Below are 18,275 nucleotides of genomic sequence, written 5' to 3' on the forward strand. Positions count from 1 at the left end.
GGGACCGGCCGGCGCGCGACCGGCCCGAGCGCGCCGCGCGGGCGCCGGAGGAGCGCCCCGACCGCGAGCGCCCTGAGCGCGAGCGCCCCGACCGCGAGCGCTATGACCGCGACCGGCATGAGGGCCGCCGCGACGACCGGCGCCGCGACCGCGACGACCGCCGGCGCGACCGGGATGATCTGGGCCCGGCGGTGCTGGGCTTCGGCGATGCCGTCCCGGCCTTCATGCTGATCCCGATCCCCCGCCCGCGCCGCGACGCGGCGCCGGAGACGGAGCAGGAAGCGGCCTGATCGCCCGCGGGCGCCGCATCGGCACCCGCCCCCTGATCCCGCGTTGACCGAGGCGGCCAGGCCCAGCCTGGCCGCGAGCGTTTCCGCCAGAATTTGCCCGGCCCAGAGCCGCGCGCCAAAGTGCGCCCGCCCGCCGGCCTGTCCCCGAGGAGATCGCCATGAACGTGCAGAACCCCGTCGCCATCCCGACCGCCGGCGCCTCGGACACCGCGGTGGTGGCGCAGGCGAGCCCGGCGCGGCGCAGCATGCCGGCCTTCGCCTGGGAGGATCCGCTGCAGCTGGAAGGCCAGCTGACCGAGGATGAGCGGATGATCCGCGACGCGGCGCATCAGTTCTGCCAGGAACGCCTGCTGCCGCGCGTGCAGGAGGCCTTCCGCAAGGAACATTTCCACCGCGAGATCATGAACGAGTTCGGGGAGATGGGCTTCCTCGGCGCGACGCTGCACGGCTATGGCTGCGCCGGCATCAACTACGTCTCCTACGGGCTGATGGCGCGCGAGGTGGAGCGGGTGGACAGCGGCTACCGCAGCGCCTTCTCCGTCCAGTCCAGCCTCGTCATGTACCCGATCTATGCCTTCGGCTCCGAGGCGCAGAAGGAGAAGTACCTGCCGAAGCTGCGCACCGGCGAGATGGTCGGCTGCTTCGGCCTGACCGAGCCCGATGCCGGCTCCGACCCCTCCTCCATGCGGACCCGCGCGAAGAAGGTGGATGGCGGCTACCTGATCAGCGGCAGCAAGACCTGGATCACCAACTCCCCGATCGCCGACATCGCCGTGGTCTGGGCGAAGGATGACGAGGGCACGCTGCGGGGCTTCGTGCTCGAGCGCGGGATGAAGGGCTTCGAGACGCCGAAGATCGAGGGCAAGTTCTCGCTCCGCGCCTCCACCACCGGCATGATCATGATGGACGAGGTCTTCGTGCCCGAGGAGAACCGCCTGCCCGGCGTGAAGTCGCTGGCCGGCCCCTTCTCCTGCCTCAACCGCGCGCGCTACGGCATCGCCTGGGGCGCGCTCGGCGCCGCCGAGGACTGCATGCACCGGGCGCGGGACTACACGCTGAACCGCAAGATGTTCGGCCGGCCGCTGGCCAACACCCAGCTCATCCAGCTCAAGCTCGCCAACATGCAGACCGAGATCGCGCTCGGCCTGCAGGCGGTGCTGCGGGTCGGCCGGCTGTTCGACGAGGACCGCGCGGCGCCGGAGATGATCAGCCTGGTCAAGCGCAACAACTGCGGCAAGGCGCTGGACATCGCCCGCGTCGCCCGGGATATGCATGGCGGCAACGGGATCGTCGACGAGTACCACGTCATCCGCCACGTCATGAACCTGGAGACGGTGAACACCTACGAAGGCACGCATGACGTGCATGCGCTGATCCTCGGCCGCGCCATCACCGGGCTGAACGCCTTCGGCTGACGCGGTGGGCGGAACCGCGCCCGCCCCGGGGGCGAAGCCATCCAGGGGCGGGGGCCCGGAGGACGCGATGATGATCGGGATGTTCGACGCGGCCGATATCGCCGGGATCGAGCGCACCATCCAGATGGCCATCGCGCCGGCCTTCCTGCTGACCGCGATCTTCGCCGCCCTGAACGTGCTGACCCAGCGCCTGGCGCGGCTGATCGACCGGGACAGGGATATCCGCGACCGCCTCTCGCCCGCCCTGCCGGGCGAACGGCGCGTGCTGGCCGCCCGCGCCAGGCAGGTCCACATGTCCATCGCCTGCCTGGTGCTCGCGGCCGTCCTGCTCTGCCTGATGATCGTCATCTCCTTCATCGGCCTGGTGCTGGAACTGGTCGCCGCCTTCGTCGTCGCCGGGCTGCTGACCGCCGCCATGGCTGTGCTGATGCTGGCGCTGCTGTTCTTCCTGGCGGAAATCCGCCTCGCCTATCGGCACCTGCCCCTCGGCCTCGATGCCTGACCTGACCATCGAGGATCTGGGCGCGGCGGGCGACGGCATCGCCCGGCTGGACGGGCGCACCGTATTCGTCCCCGGTGCCCTGCCGGGCGAGCGGGTGCGGGCGGAGCTGACCGGCAAGCGGGGCGATGCCGCGGTGGCAGCGGTCGAGGCGGTGCTCACCCCCTCCCCCGACCGCGTCACGCCGCCCTGCCCGCATTTTCCGGCCTGCGGCGGCTGCGCGCTGCAGCACTGGGCGGATGCGCCCTATGCCGACTGGAAGCGGGCGAAGCTGGCGGAGGCTCTGGCGCGTGCCGGCTTCGCCGATGCGCCGCTCGGCCCGCTGGCCCGCACGCCGCCGGCGACGCGGCGCCGCGCCGACCTGGCGCTGCGCCGGGGCCCGGGCGGCGCGGTGCTGATCGGCTTCCATGAGCGCGGCGGCCAGGCGGTGACCGACCTCGCCACCTGCGCCGTGCTCGATCCGCGCCTCGTCGCGCTGCTCGACCCGCTGCGGGCGGTGCTGAAGCGGGTGCCGGCGCTGAAGCGGCAGGGCTCGGCGGTGGTGAACCTGCTGGAGACCGGCCCCGACCTGCTGCTGCGCACCGACGGCGTGCTGGAGGCGCCGGCGCGGATCCTGCTGGCGGAATTCGCCGCGGCCCAGGGCATCCCGCGCATCGCCTGGGCGCAGAACGATGGCCCGCCGGAGACCGCGGCCCAGCTCGGCCTGGTGGCCATCCGCCTGGGCGACGTGCTGGTCGCGCCGCCCCCGGGCGCCTTCCTGCAGGCCAGCCCGGCCGGCGAGGCGGCCATCGTCGCGGCGGTGCTGGCCGGGCTGCCGGAGCGGCTGCCGGCGCGGGCCGCCATCGCCGACCTCTTCGCCGGCAACGGCACGCTGAGCCTGCCCCTGGCGCAACGCGCCCGCGTCACCGCCTTCGAGGGCGCCGCGGAGTCGGTCGCCGCCCTGGCGGCGGCGGCCGGAAAGGCCGGCGCGAAGGTGCAGGCGGTGCGGCGGGACCTGGACCGGCAGCCGCTGACGCCGAAGGACCTGCAGGGCTTCGCCGCGGTGGTGCTGGACCCGCCCTATGCCGGCGCCCCGGCGCAGGTGGCGCTGCTGGCCAAGGCCATCATCCCGCGGCTGATCTATGTTTCCTGCAACCCGGCCGCGCTGGCGCGGGACGCCCAGGCACTGGGGCGTGGCGGCTGGCGCGTGGTGTCGGCGACGCCGGTCGACCAGTTCCTGTGGTCGCCGCACCTGGAAAGCGTCGTGGTCTTCGGCCGCTGAGGCCCGGGCAGATGCGGACGGATCTCCGCGCCGCAGGCCGGCCCGCGGCACATTGGCGGACGAGGGGCTCGGGTTGTCCCACTTGCGACGTGGCGGCTTGGGTTGATCAGGGCCGGCGGCGTCCCACTTTGGCAACGTCATCCCCGGGGAGGGAGAATCCATGACCATCCGCCTTGACCGCCGCCTGGCCCTGGCCGGGCTGCCCGCCCTTGCCGCCGTCCCGGCCATCCTCGGCGGCGCCGCCGCGCAGACCGCACCGGCGCCGGCGCCTGCCCCGGCCGCCCAGGCCCCCGGCTTCTACCGCTTCAAGCTGGGCGGGATGACCGTCACCACCGTGCATGACGGGTTCCGCGACCTGCCGGTGCAGGGCTTCGTGCGCAATGCCCCGCTGGAGGATGTGCAGCGCGTCCTGGCCGAGTCCTTCCTGAGCACCACCACCTACCGAATCCCCTTCACGGTCACCTTCGTGGAGACGCCGCGCGGCCTGGTGGTGTTCGATGCCGGCAACGGCGTGACGCCGGCCGGCGCCACCATGGGCCGGATGATGGAGAACATGCGCGCCGCCGGCCTGGACCCGGCCGCGGTGCAGACGGTGATCCACAGCCATTTCCACGGCGACCATGTGAACGGCCTGCTGGACGCGCAGGGCGCCCGCGCCTTCCCGAATGCCGAGATCGTGGTGCCCGCCGCCGAATGGGCTTGGTGGAGCGACACGGGCAATGAGAGCCGGACGCCGGAGGGTCAGCGGCCGACCTTCGCCAACGCGGCTCGCCGCTTCGCGCCCTACAACGGCCGGGTGCGGCAGGTGGCCGACGGGGCCGAGGTGGTGCCGGGCATCCGCGCCGTGGCCGCCTATGGCCATACGCCGGGCCACACCGTGTACCACTTGGCCGATGGCGGGGCGGAGATGATGTTCGTCGCCGACACCATCAACCGGCCCGAGCTCTTCGCGCGCCGCCCGGATTTCCACGCCGTGTTCGACTTCGACGCGCCGATGGCCGAGGCGTCGCGGCGGCGGATCTTCGACCGGGTGTCCGCCGACCGCATCCGCATCACCGGCTACCACTTCCCCTTCCCGGCCAATGGCTACCTGGCCAAGGACGGCAATGGCTACCGCTTCATCCCGGCCGACTGGTCGAGCGCGGTCTGAGAGGAGGGACAGGGGTATGGATCGTCGTGGGTTCCTGGGCGCTGCCGCAGCGGCGCCCCTGCTCTCCGCCCTGCCGGCTGCGGCGCATCACGGCACGAGCATGGCGCAGGCGCCGGGCTTCTACCGCTTCAAGGTCGGCGGCTTCACCGTGACGACGGTGCATGACGGGTTCACGCCGCGGCAGAACCCGGCGCGCAGCGGCATGGTGGCCAACCAGACGCCGGAGGCGGTCGAGGCGGCGATGCGCGAGGCGCTGCTGCCGCTGGACCGGCTGGACAACCCCTTCACCGTCACCTTCCTCGATACCGGGCGGCAGCTGATCGCCTTCGACACCGGGACGGGCGGCGGGCAGCTTTCGCCGACCTCGGGGCTGCTCGAGCACAACCTGGAGGCAGCCGGGATCGACCCGGCGCGGGTTTCCCTGGTGCTGGTCAGCCATTTCCACGGTGACCACGTCACCGGGCTGACGACGCGCGAGAATGCCGCGGTGTTCCCGAATGCCGAGGTCGCGGTGCCCGCCGCGGAATGGGCCTTCTGGACCGATGAAGGCAATAGCGGCCGGGTGCCCGAGATGCAGCGCGGCACCTTCGCCAATGTGCGGCGCCGCTTCGGCCCCTACCAGGCGAAGCTGCGGCGCTTCGACTGGGACCAGGAAGTCGCGCCAGGCGTGCGGGCGCTCAACGCCGCCGGCCACACGCCGGGGCACACGGTGTTCCATGTGGCGGATGGGGCGGAGCAGCTCTTCGTCATGGCCGATACCTCCAGCCGGCCGGAGCTGTTCCTGCGCTACCCGCACTGGGCTTCGGTGTTCGACCTGGATGCGGCGATGGCGACCGAGAGCCGGCGACGCGTCTTCGGCCGCGCGGCGGCGGAGCGCGCCCGCATCACCGCCTATCACTTCCCCTTCCCCGCCAATGGCTATGTCGCGCCCTGGGGCGAGGGCTTCCGCTTCATTCCGGCGGACTGGTCCAGCACGGTCTGACTCAGGCCTGTCCAAGGGTCGCTCGACCCCTGGCGGGGTTGCAGGGGGCAGCGCCCCCTGCAATCCCTCAGAACGCCGCGTCCTCGAAGGCCTTCAGCGTCTCGCCCCCGGCCAGCACCTTGGCCGCCAGCGACGACGTCTCCGGCAGGATGCGCTGCATGAAGAAGCGCGCCGTTGCCAGCTTGGCCTTGTAGAAGGCGTCCGGCTTGTCCAGCGCGATCTCCGCCATGCGCGCCCAGGCATAGGCGAGCGCGGTGAGGCCGAACAGGCGCAGGTAGTCGCTGGCGCCGGCGCCGGCCTCGAAGGGGTCGCGCAGGCCGCGCTGGGCGAGGTCCGCCGTCACCTGCTGCAGCCGCCCGAAGGCCTTAGAAAGCGGCAGGATGAACTCCTCCATCGCCGGCTCCTCCGACTTCGCCTCGATGAAGGCGAGGACGGGGTGGAAGAAGCTGCGGAGGTAGCGGCCGCCATGCGCGCCAAGCTTGCGGCCGACCAGGTCCAGCGCCTGGATGCCGTTGGTACCCTCGTAGATCTGGGTGATGCGGGCGTCGCGGGCGAACTGCTCCATCCCGTTGTCGCGGATATAGCCATGGCCGCCCCAGACCTGCATGCCCAGGACCGCCGCATCCCAGCCCGTATCGGTGAAGACAGCCTTGATGATCGGCGTCATCAGCTGGACGAAATCGTCCGCCGCCTGGCGCGCCGCCGGGTCCGGATGCCGGAGGGAGACATCGTGCTCCAGCGCCGCCATGGCCGAGAGCGCGCGGCAGCCTTCCGTCATGGCGCGCATGGTCAGCAGCATGCGGCGGACATCGGGGTGGACCAGGATGGGGTCGGCCGGCTTGTCCGGCGCCTTGGTGCCGTCCAGGCCGCGGCCCTGGATGCGGTCCCGCGCATAGGAGACGGCGTTCTGATAGGCGATCTCGGCGATGCCGAGGCCCTGCACGCCGACGCCGAGCCGCGCCTCGTTCATCATGGTGAACATGGCCAAGAGGCCCTTGTGCGGCCGCCCGACCAGCCAGCCCTTGGCATCGTCGAAGGCCATGGCGCAGGTCGCGCTGGCCTTGATGCCCATCTTGTGCTCGAGGCCCGTGCAGGTGACGCCGTTGCGCGGGCCGGGGCGGCCATCCTCGGTCGGCAGGTATTTCGGCACGACGAACAGCGAGATGCCGCGGGTGCCGGGCGGCGCATCGGGAAGCTTGGCGAGAACAAGGTGAACGATGTTCGCCGTCAGATCATGCTCGCCGGCGCTGATGAAGATCTTGGTGCCGGTGATGCGGTAGCTGCCGTCCTCGGCGGGCACGGCGCGGGTGCGGATCAGGCCGAGATCGGTGCCGCAATGCGGCTCCGTCAGGCACATGGTGCCGGCCCATTCGCCGCTGGTCAGCTTCGGCAGGTACAGCGCCTTCTGCTCCGGCGTGCCGTGCTTCTCCAGCGCGGCATAGGCGCCGTGCGAGAGGCCGGGATACATGCCGAAGGCCATGTTGGCGGAGCAGATCATCTCCTCCACCAGCAGGCCGATGGATTTCGGCAGGCCCTGGCCGCCCCATTCCGGATCGGCGCCGAGGGCGGTCCAGCCGCCGTCGCAGAACGACCGGTACGCCTCGACGAAGCCCTTGGGCGTGCGGACCACGCCATTCTCCAGCGTGCAGCCCTCGGCGTCGCCGGACTGGTTGAGCGGCAGCAGCACCTCGGAGCAGAACTTCGCCGCTTCCTCCAGCACCGGGTCCACCAGGTCGGGCCCGATCTCCTCGCAGCCCGGCAGGCCGCGCAGGCGTTCGGTGCCGGCGAGTTCGGTGAGGACGAAGCGCATGTCTCGCAGGGGGGCGTTGTAGGTCGGCATCGGTGTCGTCCTAGTTCCGCGGCGGCCGGCCGGTTTCGAGCATGTGCTCGACCCGGGCGAGCGTCGCCGGCGTCTTCAGCAGGGCCATGAAGCTGCGGCGCTCCAGCGCATGCAGCTCGGCCTCCGTGGTCTCCTCGGTGTGGTCCTTCCGGCCGCCGGTCAGGGTCTGCGCCAGATGCTCGCAGACCACGATGTCATGCGGCGTCACGCGGCCCAGCGCCTGCTGCTGCCGCACCGCCATGGCCAGCGCCACGCGGCCGGTCTCGCCCGGCAGGCGCAGCGGCTTCGGCTCGGGCGGGGCATAGCCTTCCACCAGCGACAGCGCCTTGGCCTTGGCGTCGGCCAGCAGCCGGTCGCGGTTGAAGGTGATGCCATCCGTCTGGCGCAGCAGCAGCATATCCTTCGCCTCGAAGGCGGATTTGGCCACCTGCGCGGTCGAGATCATCTCGAAGGCCTTGGCGACCGGCGGCATCGGGCCCTTCGGCGCGCGCGGATTCTCCGCCCAGCGGCGCAGCATGGCGGTGCAGCCGCCCCAGCCGGGGATCAGCCCGACGCCGACCTCGACCAGGCCGATATAGCTCTCGGCATGCGCCTGCACCGCATCGCAGTGCAGCAGGATCTCGCAGCCGCCGCCGAGCGCCATGCCGGAGGGGGCGCCGACCACCGGGAAGGGCGCGTTGCGCAAGGCGAGCATGGCCTTCTGGCCCTGCTCGATCAGCCCCTCGATCTCGCCCCAGGCGGCGATGTTGGCGGCAAACAGCGCGAGGCCGATATTGGCGCCGACGCTGAACTGCTCGCCCTCGTTGTGGATCACCAGGGCCTTGATCGTGCCCTTCTTCCCCAGCGCCACCGCCTTGCCGAGCAGCTCGACCGTGCCGGGATCGATGGCGTTCATCTTGGTGTGGAATTCCAGGCAGGCGACGCCGTCGCCGATGTCCCAGAGCGAGGCGCTGCCGTTCCTCGCCAGCGGCGTGGTGCGGCGCTTGACGTCGGCCAGCAGCAGCACGCCCTCCGGCCGCGGCACGGCCTGCCAGCCGCCATCCGTGCCGAGGTATTCCAGGGTGCCAGCCTGCACGCGGTAGAAGCTGCCATCCCCAACCTGCCGCAGCAGCGGCGGCACCGGGCGGCCATCCTCGGCCAGCGCCTTGGCCAGCCAGGCGGCGCCCAGCCGGTCGATCAGCTCGAAGGGCCCGTATTTCCAGTTGTAGCCGAGCCGCATGGCGGCATCGACATCGGCGACGCTGTCGGCGATCTCCGGCACCAGCGACGCCGCATAGCCCAGCAGGTCCAGCAGCACGGCGCGGGCGTAGCGGCCGCCGCGGTCCGGATGCTCGGCCAGGGCGCGCAGGTCGCGCAGCGACAGGCTTTCGAGCTGCGCCTTCTCGCTCGCCCGGTACTCGCCGGTCCAGAGGTCGATGGCGCGCTTCAGGCTCTCGCCCGCCGGGCCCTTCTCGCGCGTGTAGAAGCCGCCCTTCCCTTTCCGGCCGGTGCGGCCCTCCGCGATCATGCGCAGGATCACGTCATGCTCGCGCAGGCCGAGGACATAGGCGTCCTCGGCGGGCAGCGTCGCCTTCATGCTGGCCGCGACATGCGGCATCAGGTCGAGCCCGACCAGGTCCAGCAGTCCGAAGACACCGGTCTTCGGGATGCCGAGCGGACGGGACATGACGGCATCGGCTTCCTCGACCGTCAGCTTCAGGTCGAAGGCGCGGTTGATCGCGCTCTGCATCCAGAGGCCGCCGATGCGGTTGGCGATGAAGCCCGGCCGGTCCTTGCAGGGGATCACGGTCTTGCCCAGGGTGCGGTCGCCGAACGCCGTGATGGCCGCGACCGCCTCGGCGCGCGTCTGCGGCCCGCGCACAACCTCCAGCAGGCGCATGTAACGGGGCGGGTTGAAGAAATGGGTGATCAGGAAGTCGGCGGCGAAGCCGTCCCCGAGGCCCTCCGTCAGCGCCGCCAGGGGAATGGTGGAGGTGTTGGACGACACGATCGAGCCGGGCTGCCGCACGCCCTCCAGCTTCGCATAGAGCTCCCGCTTGGCGTCCGGCCGCTCGATGATCGCCTCGCAGATCCAGTCGCAGTCGGACAGCAGCGCAAGGTCGGTGCCGACATCGCCCGGCGTCACCAGCCGCGCCGCGCCGCGGTGCATGAAGGGCGCCGGGTCGGTCTTCAGCATGCGCTCGATGGCCTTGGCGGCGCCGCCCGGCACGATGTCCAGCAGCACCACCGGCACGCCGGCATTCGCCACCTGCGCGGCGATGCCGGCGCCCATCACGCCGGCGCCCACCACGCCGACCTTGCGGATGGCCGGCGCCGTTCGCGCCGTCGCCGCCGCGACCAGGGTGCCGTCCATCACACCGCCTCCAGCACGGTGGCGATGCCCTGGCCGCCGCCGATGCATTGCGTCGCCAGGGCGTATCGCCCGCCTTGGCGCTGCAGGATCTGCGCCGCCTTGCCGGTGATGCGCGCGCCGGTCGCGCCCAGCGGATGGCCCAGCGCGATGGCGCCGCCATCCAGGTTCACCTTGGCCTCGTCCAGGCCCAGCTCGCGCATGCAGGCCAGGGCCTGGCTGGCGAAGGCCTCGTTCAGCTCGACCACGTCGAGGTCGCGCGCGGTAATGCCGGCCCGCGCCAGCGCCTTGGCCGAAGCACCGACCGGGCCCATGCCCATCACCTCCGGCCCGCAGCCGGCCACCGCCACGGCCTTCACCCTGGCCAGCGGCGTCAGCCCATGCGCCTTCGCATAGTCGGCGGAGCAGACCAGCAGCGCCACCGCGCCATCCGTGAGCGGGGAGGAGGTGCCGGCCGTCACCGTGCCCTCGGCCCGGAAGGCCGGCCTGAGCCCGGCCAGCGTCTCGGCGGTCGTGTCGGGACGGATGCAGCCATCCTGCGCCACGCGCTTGCCGCCGGCCTCGATCGGGACGATCTCGGCCTCGAGACGCCCCTCGCGCTGCGCCGTGGCCGCCTTCTGGTGACTGCGGACCGCGAAGGCTTCCTGCTCGGCGCGCGGCACCTGGTGCAGCTTCGCCACGTTCTCCGCCGTCTCTCCCATCGAGACATAGGCCTGCGGATAATCCTGCGCGAGGCCGGGATGCGGCATGGGGTTGAAGCCCATCATCGGCACCCGCGTCATGCTCTCGACGCCGCAGCACAGGAAGGCATCGCCCGCGCCCATGCGGATCGCGCCGGCCGCCTGATGCACCGCCTGCATGGAGGAGCCGCAGAAGCGGTTCACCGTCGCCCCCGCCACGCTCTCCGGCAGGCCGGCGACGAAGGCGACCAGCTTGGCCAGGTTCAGCCCCTGCTCGCCTTCGGGGAAGGCGCAGCCCATCACCAGGTCCTCGATGGTGGCGGGGTCGATGCCGGTCTCCGCCACCAGGGCGCGCACCACCTGCGCCGCCATCTCGTCCGGCCGCACCTTGGCCAGCCCGCCCTTCTGGGCCAGGTGGAAGGGGCTGCGGCGATAGGCGGCGATCACCACGTCGGTCATGTCCAGCGTCTCCCAATCCTCAATCGGCAACGGATGTCGGCGCCGCCGCGGCGCGGTCGTCCAGCACCGCCAGCGCCTCGCTTTCCACCGCCTTCAGTTCGTCCAGGGTCTGCTCCAGGTCACGCCGCTGCTGCTCCAGCTCGGCGATGCGCGACCGGGTCTTCTCCAGCAGCAGGCTCAGCTGGCTGCGCTGGGTACGATCGGTGTCGTAGAGGTCGAGGAATTCGCGGATCTCGGCCAGCGAGAAGCCCAGCCGCTTGCCACGCAGCACCAGCAGCAGCCGGGCGCGGTCGCGCCGGTCGAAGACGCGGGTGGTGCCGGCGCGGCGCGGGGCGATCAGCCCCTTCACCTCATAGAACCGGATCGCCCGCGGGGTGACGCCCAGGTCCTCGGCCAGCTGGTTGACCGTGAACAGCTCGCTCAAGCGCCCTTGCCCCGCTGCAGCAATTCCTCCCGCAGCTCCTTCTTCGACAGCTTGCCCACCGCGGTGCGCGGCAGCGTCGCGCGGATCTCGATCAGCTTCGGCATCTCGATGGCGGAGATGCGCGCCTTCAGGTGCGCCCGCAGGCCGTCCACGGTCAGCGTGCTGCCGGGCTGCAGCTGGACGAAGGCAGCCGGGCTCTCGCCGCGATAGGCGTCGGGCTGGCCGACCACCGTCGCCGCCACCACGGCCGGGTGGGTGTAGAGCGCTTCCTCGATCACCCGCGGATAGACGTTGTAGCCGCTGCACAGGATCAGGTCCTTGATGCGGTCGACCAGGGTGACGAAGCCGTCCTGGTCCATGATCCCGACATCGCCGGTGCGCAGGAAGCCATCGGGGCCGATCACCGCCGCAGTCTCGGCCGGGCGGTTCCAGTAGCCGGCCATGACATTGGGGCCGGCGATGCACAGCTCGCCGCGCTCGCCCGGCGGCAGGGCACGCCCGGGGTCGTCCAGCGCGCGGATCTCGGCCCGCACGCCCGGCACCGGCAGGCCGATGCTGCCGTCCTTCTGCAGCCCTTCGGCCGGATTGCAGAAACACACCGGCGAGGCCTCGGTCAGGCCATAGCCCTCCACCACCCGGCAGCCGCTCTTCTCCTCGAAGGCGCGCTTGATCTCCAGCGGCAGGGGCGCGCCGCCCGAGATGCAGATCTTCACCGAAGCCAGGTCGGCCTGGGTCGCGCCATGGTCGATCACCGCCTTGAACAGCGTGGGCACGCCATGGAACACGGTCGGGCGGGTGCGGCGCAGCGCGGCGATCAGCGTTGCCGGCTCGAAGCGCGGCAGCATCACGATCTCGGCGCCCATGTGGATGGCGGCGCCCAGCACCGAGCTCAGCGCGAAGACATGGAAGAAGGGCAGGACCGCCAGCATGCGCTCCTCCCCCGGGCGCAGCTGCGGCGACCAGGACGCCACCTGCCGCCAGTTCGCCGCCAGGTTCGCATGCGTCAGCATGGCGGCCTTCGGCGTGCCGGTGGTGCCGCCGGTGTATTGCAGCACCGCCAGGTCCTCCGGCCGCGGCGCCGGCAGGTCCATGGGCGGGCTGTCCAGCAGCAGGTCCCAGCGCAGCACCCGCGGCTGGCCGGCCGGGATGGGCGCCAGGGCCTTGCGCTTCAGCAGGCGGAACAGCACGGATTTCAGGGGCGGCAGCGTGGCGGCGAAGGGGCAGGCCACCACCTGCCGCACCGGCCCGCCATCCTCCAGCAGGCCCAGCACCCGGCCGAGGATGGGCACCAGGTCCGGCGCCACCATGATCTCCGTCCCGCTGTCCCGCGCCTGCGCCGCCAGCTCCGCCGGGACATAGAGCGGATTGAAGTTCACCACCGTCGCGCCGCAGCGCAGCGCGGCGAAGAAGGCGATGACGTAGTGCGGGCCATTCGGCAGGCACAGCCCGATGCGCGTCCCCGGCCCGGCGCCCAGGCGGCGGAAGCCGGCGGCGACGCGCGCCACATCCGCCGCCACGGCCCGGTAGGTCCAGCGCCGACCCAGGAAATCGAGGCAGGGGCGGTCCGCGAAGCGGGCGGCCGCGCCGTCGAAGATCTCCACCAGCGTCATCGGCGGCAGGGGCATCGCCCAGGCGATGCCGGCCGGATAGGCCGGAAGCGAGGGCGGCGCGGTCTCCGGGGTCAGCGTGTCCATGGCGCCGTATCCTTGCCTCAGAAGGCGAAGCGGAGTTGGGCGGTGACGATGTCCACCGACGCCTGATAGGTGGCGTTCAGGTTGCCGCGGAACAGGTTGGTGTTGCGCGGCCCGGGGTCGCTCAAGGTCACGTTGGCTTCCGGCGAGAAGATATGTGTGTAGGCCAGGCTGAGCGTCGCATTCGGGTGCACCTGCCAGCTCGCGCCGACGGAAAGCCAGTAGCGGTCGCTGTCCGGGATGCGTGGCGTGCGCTCGGCATTGCGGACCGGCGACTGGTCGTAGGCGAAGCCGGCGCGGAGCGAGAGGTCGTCGTTCCAGCGGTATTCCGCGCCGACCGAGGCGAAGAGGCTGTCATGCCAGCGCTCCTCGGTGATGGATGCCGGGCGGCCGCTGTCGAAATTCACGATCAGCTCGCGGAAGCGCGACCAGTTGGTCCATTCCAGCCCGCCCAGCAGCGTCCAGCGCTCGTCCAGCCTCTGGGTCAGGCCGAGGTTGATCGTATCGGGCGTGCCCAGCTTGGCGCGACCGCCAGTATTGGCGAAGGCGGGGGAGGACGAGAGGGGAAAGGGCACGCCCTCGAAGGTCGCGTCGCCGCGCAACTCGTAGAACATCGCCGACCGCCAGGCGAGGCCGAGCCGGGTACCCGCCACCGGCTCCCACTGCGCGCCGAGCTGGACGCCCACGGTGGTGTCGGTGCCGGTGACGGTGGACCGGCCATCGCGGGCGCCGGGGACGAAGCCCGGGATGCGCTGCGCGGCGCCGATGGCGCCATAGTCGATGCCGGTCGACAGCCGGGCGGACGCGTATTGCACCTGCAGCCCGATGCCGAGCGAGAGGTTGGGCAGCGCCTGCCAGGACAGGGCGGGCGTCACATTCACCGTGCGCAGCGAGGAGGTGAGCGCGTGGTAGCGCGCGATGCTGTCCGCCGGGCTCTTGGTCACCAGGCCCCAGGGCACCGTGATGCCGACGCCGAAATGCCAGTCCGGCGCCAGCTGGATCGTCGCATAGGTCGCCGGGACGAAGGCATCGAGGCCGATATCGCCGCCCAGCGACCCGCGGATCGGCGACCCGCCGATGGCGGCGTTGCGCGTGGCGCTGCCCGCGCTGGCGGTGGAGTCGGGGAAGATGCCGCTGCCGACGAGCGCCCCCTGGATGCCGCGAAGGCCGCTCATCGCCGCCGGGTTGAAGAAAATCAGGCTGGGGTCGTCGTTGCGCGCCGCCGCGCCGGCGAAGGACGTGCCCTGCCCGACCGCGCTCTGTTCCCGCACCTCGTAGCCCGCGGCGCCGGCCGAGCCTGCCAGCGCAAGGCTGCCCAGCGCGAGCCCTGCCGCGTGAAGCCGATATCGGCCCATGTCCTGTCCCCTCCCCGTCCTGGTTCCCCGGACCTTTTGCGGCCCGGTGGTTTCCATCCATCCTGGTTGAAGCCGTGAGCGTGAGTACAGCTATTCCAAGGTGACGTATAGGTCAATATAGGACCCTATACGACAGGTTGCGGAACGAGGGAGCAAGGCGATGGCGGATGCGGAGACCTTGATGGCGGCGATGCAGGGCCGGGCGGAGGCGCTGAAGCGCCTCGGCTACCGCATCCGCTTCGACCTGACGGATACGGAGGAAAGCGTGCTGCTGGACGCCACCGGCGGGACGGCCGCGATCGGCCCGGCCGATGCGGCGACCGAGGCGGATACGGTGCTGTCGATGAGCGGCGAGAACTTGGCAAAGCTGCTGGCCGGCCGGCTCAGCCCAATGCTGGCCTTCTCCACCGGCAAGTTGCGGGTCGAGGGGTCGAAGGGCGTGGCCATGAAGCTGGCCAGCCTGCTCGACGACTGAGCATCCGGCGGGCGGCGGCCGGCCGGCCTTCGCGGGGGCCGGATGCGGGCGGCCGATGTCCGCCGGCACCCGGGCGCTGCCGCCGGCGCCGCGCCAGGCGATGCAGGCCTGCCGGCGCGAGCCTGCGAACGACCACTCGCCGCGATCATGGCCCGCGCCATGGCCGCGGGCCCGCAGGGTCGTTGCGGCGGGCGCTTGGGAAGGCGGGTGCGATGGCCTCTCCCCGCGGGCCGGTCGCCAGACCCAGGAGATGGTCCCGGGAGCCGAGGCCCCTGGCGACGACGCGCCGCCGCGGCCCAAGGCGTATCGCAGGACGCAAGCCGGTCCGGGCATGCCGGGCGCGCCGATTCGGAGATCCCGACCGGCTTCGGCAGCCCCGAGGCCCGCATGCCCGCATGCCCGCATGCCCGCATGCCCGCACTGTGGCGATCCCCCCCGGCGTCGGACGATGCAGGTTCAGCAACCCACAGGAACATTGTATATTGCATCACGGCTTCGTGATCGGTTAGAGTGCCTGCGGCCGCCGATCCCGCTTCCGCCGGGGCCAGACAGACCGAGGAGCCGCCGCTTGACCTACATCCGCAGCCCCCTGGCCACTGGCCTCGCCCCGTCTGCCACCCAGGTGAGCCTGGGCAGCCGCCCCGCCGCGACGCATGAAACGCTGGACACGGCCTATGACGCCGAGCGCGGAATCTACTGGTGCCGCCTGCGCCCGACCGAGCGGCCCTGCTTCAGCCCGGAACTGCTGCGCGACATCGCCAGCATGCACGCCGCCATTCCGGACCTCTTCGCCGCCGGATCGCCGCTGCCGGCGCCGCGCTGGTTCGTCTGCGGGTCGGCCATTCCCGGCATCTACAACCTCGGTGGCGATCTCGGCCTGTTCCGCCGCCTGATCGCCGCCGGCGACCGGGACGGCCTGCTGCGCTATGGCCATGCGGCCGTGGAGGCGATCCACCGCAACCACACCGCGCTCGACCTGCCGATGATCACCGTCGCCCTGGTGCAGGGGGATGCGCTGGGCGGCGGCTTCGAATGCGCCCTCGCCCATGACCTGATCGTCGCCGAGCGCAGCGCGAAATTCGGCCTGCCGGAGGTGCTGTTCAACCTGTTCCCCGGGATGGGCGCCGCCAGCTTCCTCTCCCGCCGCATTGGCCGCGCCGCCGCCGAGGCGCTGATCCTTTCGGGCGAGATCCACACGGCGGAGGCGATGCACGCCATGGGCCTGGTGGACATCCTGGCCGAGGATGGCGAGGGTGAGACGGCGCTGCAGGCCTTCATCGCCAAGCAGGACCGCTTCCACAATGCCCGCCAGGCGATGGCGCGCGCCCGCCGGCGGGTGGACCCGGTGACGATCGAGGAACTGCGCGACATCGTCGAGATCTGGGCCGATGCGGCCATGCGCCTGTCGGAGCAGGACCTTCGCCGCATGGCGCGGCTCTGCGGCGCGCAGGATCGCCGGATGGCCGTCGCGGCCTGACATCCCGGGCCATCGCCCGGCCAAGGTCACGCCCAGGCGGCCGCGGCTTGCGGCCGGACAACCCCGGCCCGATGCGGGCTGGCGGGACGGCCCGCCCCGTGCCGCACCGACGCGGATGGCAGCCTGGCGCGACTCCCAGCGCGGCGTGAACGCCGCGGCGCCGCAGACGCCTCGTGGTCGATCCCTTAGCGCGGCCTGCGCGCCGCCCTCCCCAAACCAGACCAAGGCACGCCGCGGCAGCCGCACGCACATGGCCGCCATCGACGGGCGGCCAAGGCCCTGGATCGTTGCAGCTGAGCCGAGACTGCCGGGTGCCTCGCAGGCGGCTGCGTCCCGCAGGGGGGGGCGCGCCGGCACGGATGGCCACGGGGCGGCGGCGCAGCCTGCGCCAGCCGGCCGAATTGCGGTCGCGCGCGGCCACCGCGGCGCCGGCGTTTCCCGGCTGGATCGTGACGCCCGGTCCCCGGCCGTCTCCTGCCTGTCGCCATCGCCGGCCGGACCGGTTGCCGATCACCGCCGCGCCCGGATGGGACCGCCCAGGGACCTGGCCGCCCTCCAGCATGGGTCCGCCATGTCAGCGACGACCCGGCGCGCCTCGCGTCTTCGAAGGACCGGGCGCTCGATCAGGGCAAGCACGGCCTGCCGCACCAGCCCTGGCCGCATGCGAGGCCGGATGCTGCGCCACAGGCGCCCATGCCGTGCCAGGCGGATTGCGCCTCCTGCCAGCGGTACGAATGCTCCATCTATGCCGAGCACACGGAACGGCGCCGTGGCTTGCGGAGCGAACCGCCCGACGATCGAGGGGCCGTCGATCGGCCAGGATCAACGGCCGTCAGTATGAGGCCGCGCCGCCTGCCGCCTTCCCAGCATCGTCGAGGCGCTGCAACTCCTCCGCCAGCAGAGCCGCCTGGCGGCTTCCGGTCAGGGCCACCTCGGTCATCGGCAGGGCCTCGGCAGCGGCGCAGAGCGCCTGAACGCCACGCGCGCCGATATTGCCGGCGCTGCTCCGCAGGGCATGCGCCGCCGTGCGGAAGCGCGTGGCATCGCCACGCGCCGCCGCCTCCTCCAGGGTCCGCAGCACGACCGCCGCATCGGCTAGGAAATCGGCCCGCAATTGCTCGGCGAAGCGCGGGCCGCCGAGCGCGACCAGCTCTGCAGTCACCGCCGGGTCAAGCCCGGCCGGTGGCGCCGCGCGGAAGCGCGGATGCGACCCGATGGGCGTCACCGCCGGCAGCGGCGTCGCCGCCCGCGCCGTTGCCGGTCGCGCTGCCGGCACCGCCTTGCCCGACGCCTCGCCATCCGGCTGGTGCGGCGCATGCGCCGCCACCGCGGCCGCAAGCTGCGCCGGCTCGAGCGGCTTCACCAGGCAGCCATCCATCCCGGCGGCGCGGCAGCGCGCCGCGGCTTCCGGCGTCGCATCGGCGGTCAGGCCGAGGATGGGCAGATGCGGCCGGCCGAGCGCGGCGAAGCGGTAGAGCTTGGTGGCGGTGATGCCGTCGGTGCCCGGCATGTTCAGGTCCATCAGCACCAGATCCAGGCCGCCCGCCTCCATGGCGTCCAGCGCCTCCTCCCCATCGGCCACCAGGGTCACGGCGTGCCCCTCGCGCTCCAGGATCTTCTGCACCACCAGCCGGTTCACCCGGTTGTCGTCGGCGACCAGCACGCGCATGGGCGGGACCGCCGCGGCGCGCAGGGCGGCGGCCGGGGCAGGCGGCAGCAAAGCCCGGGCCATCGCCAGCGGCATCGCCCAGTCGGCCGCGCCGGGCGCCGCGGACAGCACCGCCATGACGCGCCGCTGCAGGGCCGCCGCGGGCAGGCCGGGCGCAGCCGCCGCCCCCAGGGCAAAGATCGGCAGCCCGGCGGCCGGCCCGGCGCCGCGCAGGGCGGCGGCGACCACCTCGGTCGCGGGCGCGCCCTCCGGCCCGGC

At 72.2% G+C, this 18,275-nt stretch carries 14 protein-coding genes and 1 pseudogene; 8 read left to right on the forward strand and 7 right to left on the reverse strand.

Annotated elements, in window-relative coordinates:
* The 6 genes and pseudogenes from E2C05_RS17385 to E2C05_RS17410 form a co-directional block, all read left to right on the forward strand.
* Window positions 1-290 (forward strand): annotated as a pseudogene (locus E2C05_RS17385) (DEAD/DEAH box helicase); the annotation flags it as partial.
* A gap of 245 nt (window positions 291-535) precedes the next feature.
* Window positions 536-1,705 (forward strand): acyl-CoA dehydrogenase, encoded by a 1,170-nt coding sequence (locus tag E2C05_RS17390; RefSeq protein ID WP_133220929.1) that lies wholly within the window; start codon window positions 536-538, stop codon window positions 1,703-1,705.
* A 67-nt stretch (window positions 1,706-1,772) separates the two neighbouring features.
* Window positions 1,773-2,207 (forward strand): DUF2721 domain-containing protein, encoded by a 435-nt coding sequence (locus tag E2C05_RS17395; RefSeq protein WP_133220916.1) that lies wholly within the window; start codon window positions 1,773-1,775, stop codon window positions 2,205-2,207.
* A complete protein-coding gene (locus E2C05_RS17400; RefSeq protein ID WP_133220917.1) occupies window positions 2,200-3,465 on the forward strand; it encodes a class I SAM-dependent RNA methyltransferase in 1,266 nt (421 codons plus the stop codon). Before E2C05_RS17395 ends, E2C05_RS17400 begins: the two co-directional genes overlap by 8 nt.
* 160 nt (window positions 3,466-3,625) lie before the next feature.
* Entirely contained in the window at window positions 3,626-4,615 is a 990-nt protein-coding gene (locus tag E2C05_RS17405) for an MBL fold metallo-hydrolase (RefSeq protein ID WP_133220918.1), read from the forward strand.
* 16 nt (window positions 4,616-4,631) lie between these two features.
* A complete protein-coding gene (locus E2C05_RS17410; RefSeq protein WP_240046771.1) occupies window positions 4,632-5,597 on the forward strand; it encodes an MBL fold metallo-hydrolase in 966 nt (321 codons plus the stop codon).
* 67 nt (window positions 5,598-5,664) lie between these two features.
* On the opposite strand, the gene E2C05_RS17415 is transcribed toward E2C05_RS17410, so the two are convergent.
* The 6 genes from E2C05_RS17415 to E2C05_RS17440 are packed head-to-tail and all read right to left on the reverse strand — an operon-like array spanning window position 5,665 to window position 14,396.
* Window positions 5,665-7,437 (reverse strand): acyl-CoA dehydrogenase C-terminal domain-containing protein, encoded by a 1,773-nt coding sequence (locus E2C05_RS17415; RefSeq protein WP_133220920.1) that lies wholly within the window; start codon window positions 7,435-7,437, stop codon window positions 5,665-5,667.
* A 10-nt stretch (window positions 7,438-7,447) separates the two neighbouring features.
* The gene (locus E2C05_RS17420) at window positions 7,448-9,790 is read right to left on the reverse strand and encodes a 3-hydroxyacyl-CoA dehydrogenase/enoyl-CoA hydratase family protein (protein ID WP_133220921.1); all 2,343 of its coding nucleotides are present in this window, start codon (window positions 9,788-9,790) and stop codon (window positions 7,448-7,450) included.
* Window positions 9,790-10,926 (reverse strand): thiolase family protein, encoded by a 1,137-nt coding sequence (locus E2C05_RS17425; RefSeq protein ID WP_133220922.1) that lies wholly within the window; start codon window positions 10,924-10,926, stop codon window positions 9,790-9,792. Before E2C05_RS17425 ends, E2C05_RS17420 begins: the two co-directional genes overlap by 1 nt.
* Before the next feature lie 19 nt (window positions 10,927-10,945).
* Window positions 10,946-11,350 (reverse strand): MerR family transcriptional regulator, encoded by a 405-nt coding sequence (locus E2C05_RS17430; RefSeq protein ID WP_133220923.1) that lies wholly within the window; start codon window positions 11,348-11,350, stop codon window positions 10,946-10,948.
* Window positions 11,347-13,044 (reverse strand): long-chain-fatty-acid--CoA ligase, encoded by a 1,698-nt coding sequence (locus E2C05_RS17435; RefSeq protein ID WP_133220924.1) that lies wholly within the window; start codon window positions 13,042-13,044, stop codon window positions 11,347-11,349. Before E2C05_RS17435 ends, E2C05_RS17430 begins: the two co-directional genes overlap by 4 nt.
* Window positions 13,045-13,061: 17 nt before the next feature.
* On the reverse strand, window positions 13,062-14,396 hold the full coding sequence (locus tag E2C05_RS17440) for an OmpP1/FadL family transporter (RefSeq protein ID WP_158292193.1): 1,335 nt from the start codon (window positions 14,394-14,396) through the stop codon (window positions 13,062-13,064).
* Between the two features lie 160 nt (window positions 14,397-14,556).
* On the opposite strand from E2C05_RS17440, the gene E2C05_RS17445 reads away from it, so the two are divergent.
* Both E2C05_RS17445 and E2C05_RS17450 read left to right on the forward strand, forming a co-directional pair.
* Entirely contained in the window at window positions 14,557-14,871 is a 315-nt protein-coding gene (locus tag E2C05_RS17445) for an SCP2 sterol-binding domain-containing protein (RefSeq protein WP_133220926.1), read from the forward strand.
* Between the two features lie 568 nt (window positions 14,872-15,439).
* Window positions 15,440-16,348 carry a crotonase/enoyl-CoA hydratase family protein gene (locus E2C05_RS17450; protein WP_240046772.1) on the forward strand — a complete coding sequence of 303 codons (909 nt, stop codon included), beginning with the start codon at window positions 15,440-15,442 and terminating at the stop codon, window positions 16,346-16,348.
* Between the two features lie 832 nt (window positions 16,349-17,180).
* Here E2C05_RS17450 and E2C05_RS17455 read toward each other — a convergent pair.
* Window positions 17,181-18,275: response regulator (locus E2C05_RS17455; protein WP_133220928.1), on the reverse strand; the 1,095-nt coding region annotated here is incomplete at its 5' end.

Source organism: Paracraurococcus ruber (genome assembly GCF_004353985.1).
Lineage (GTDB): Bacteria > Pseudomonadota > Alphaproteobacteria > Acetobacterales > Acetobacteraceae > Paracraurococcus > Paracraurococcus ruber.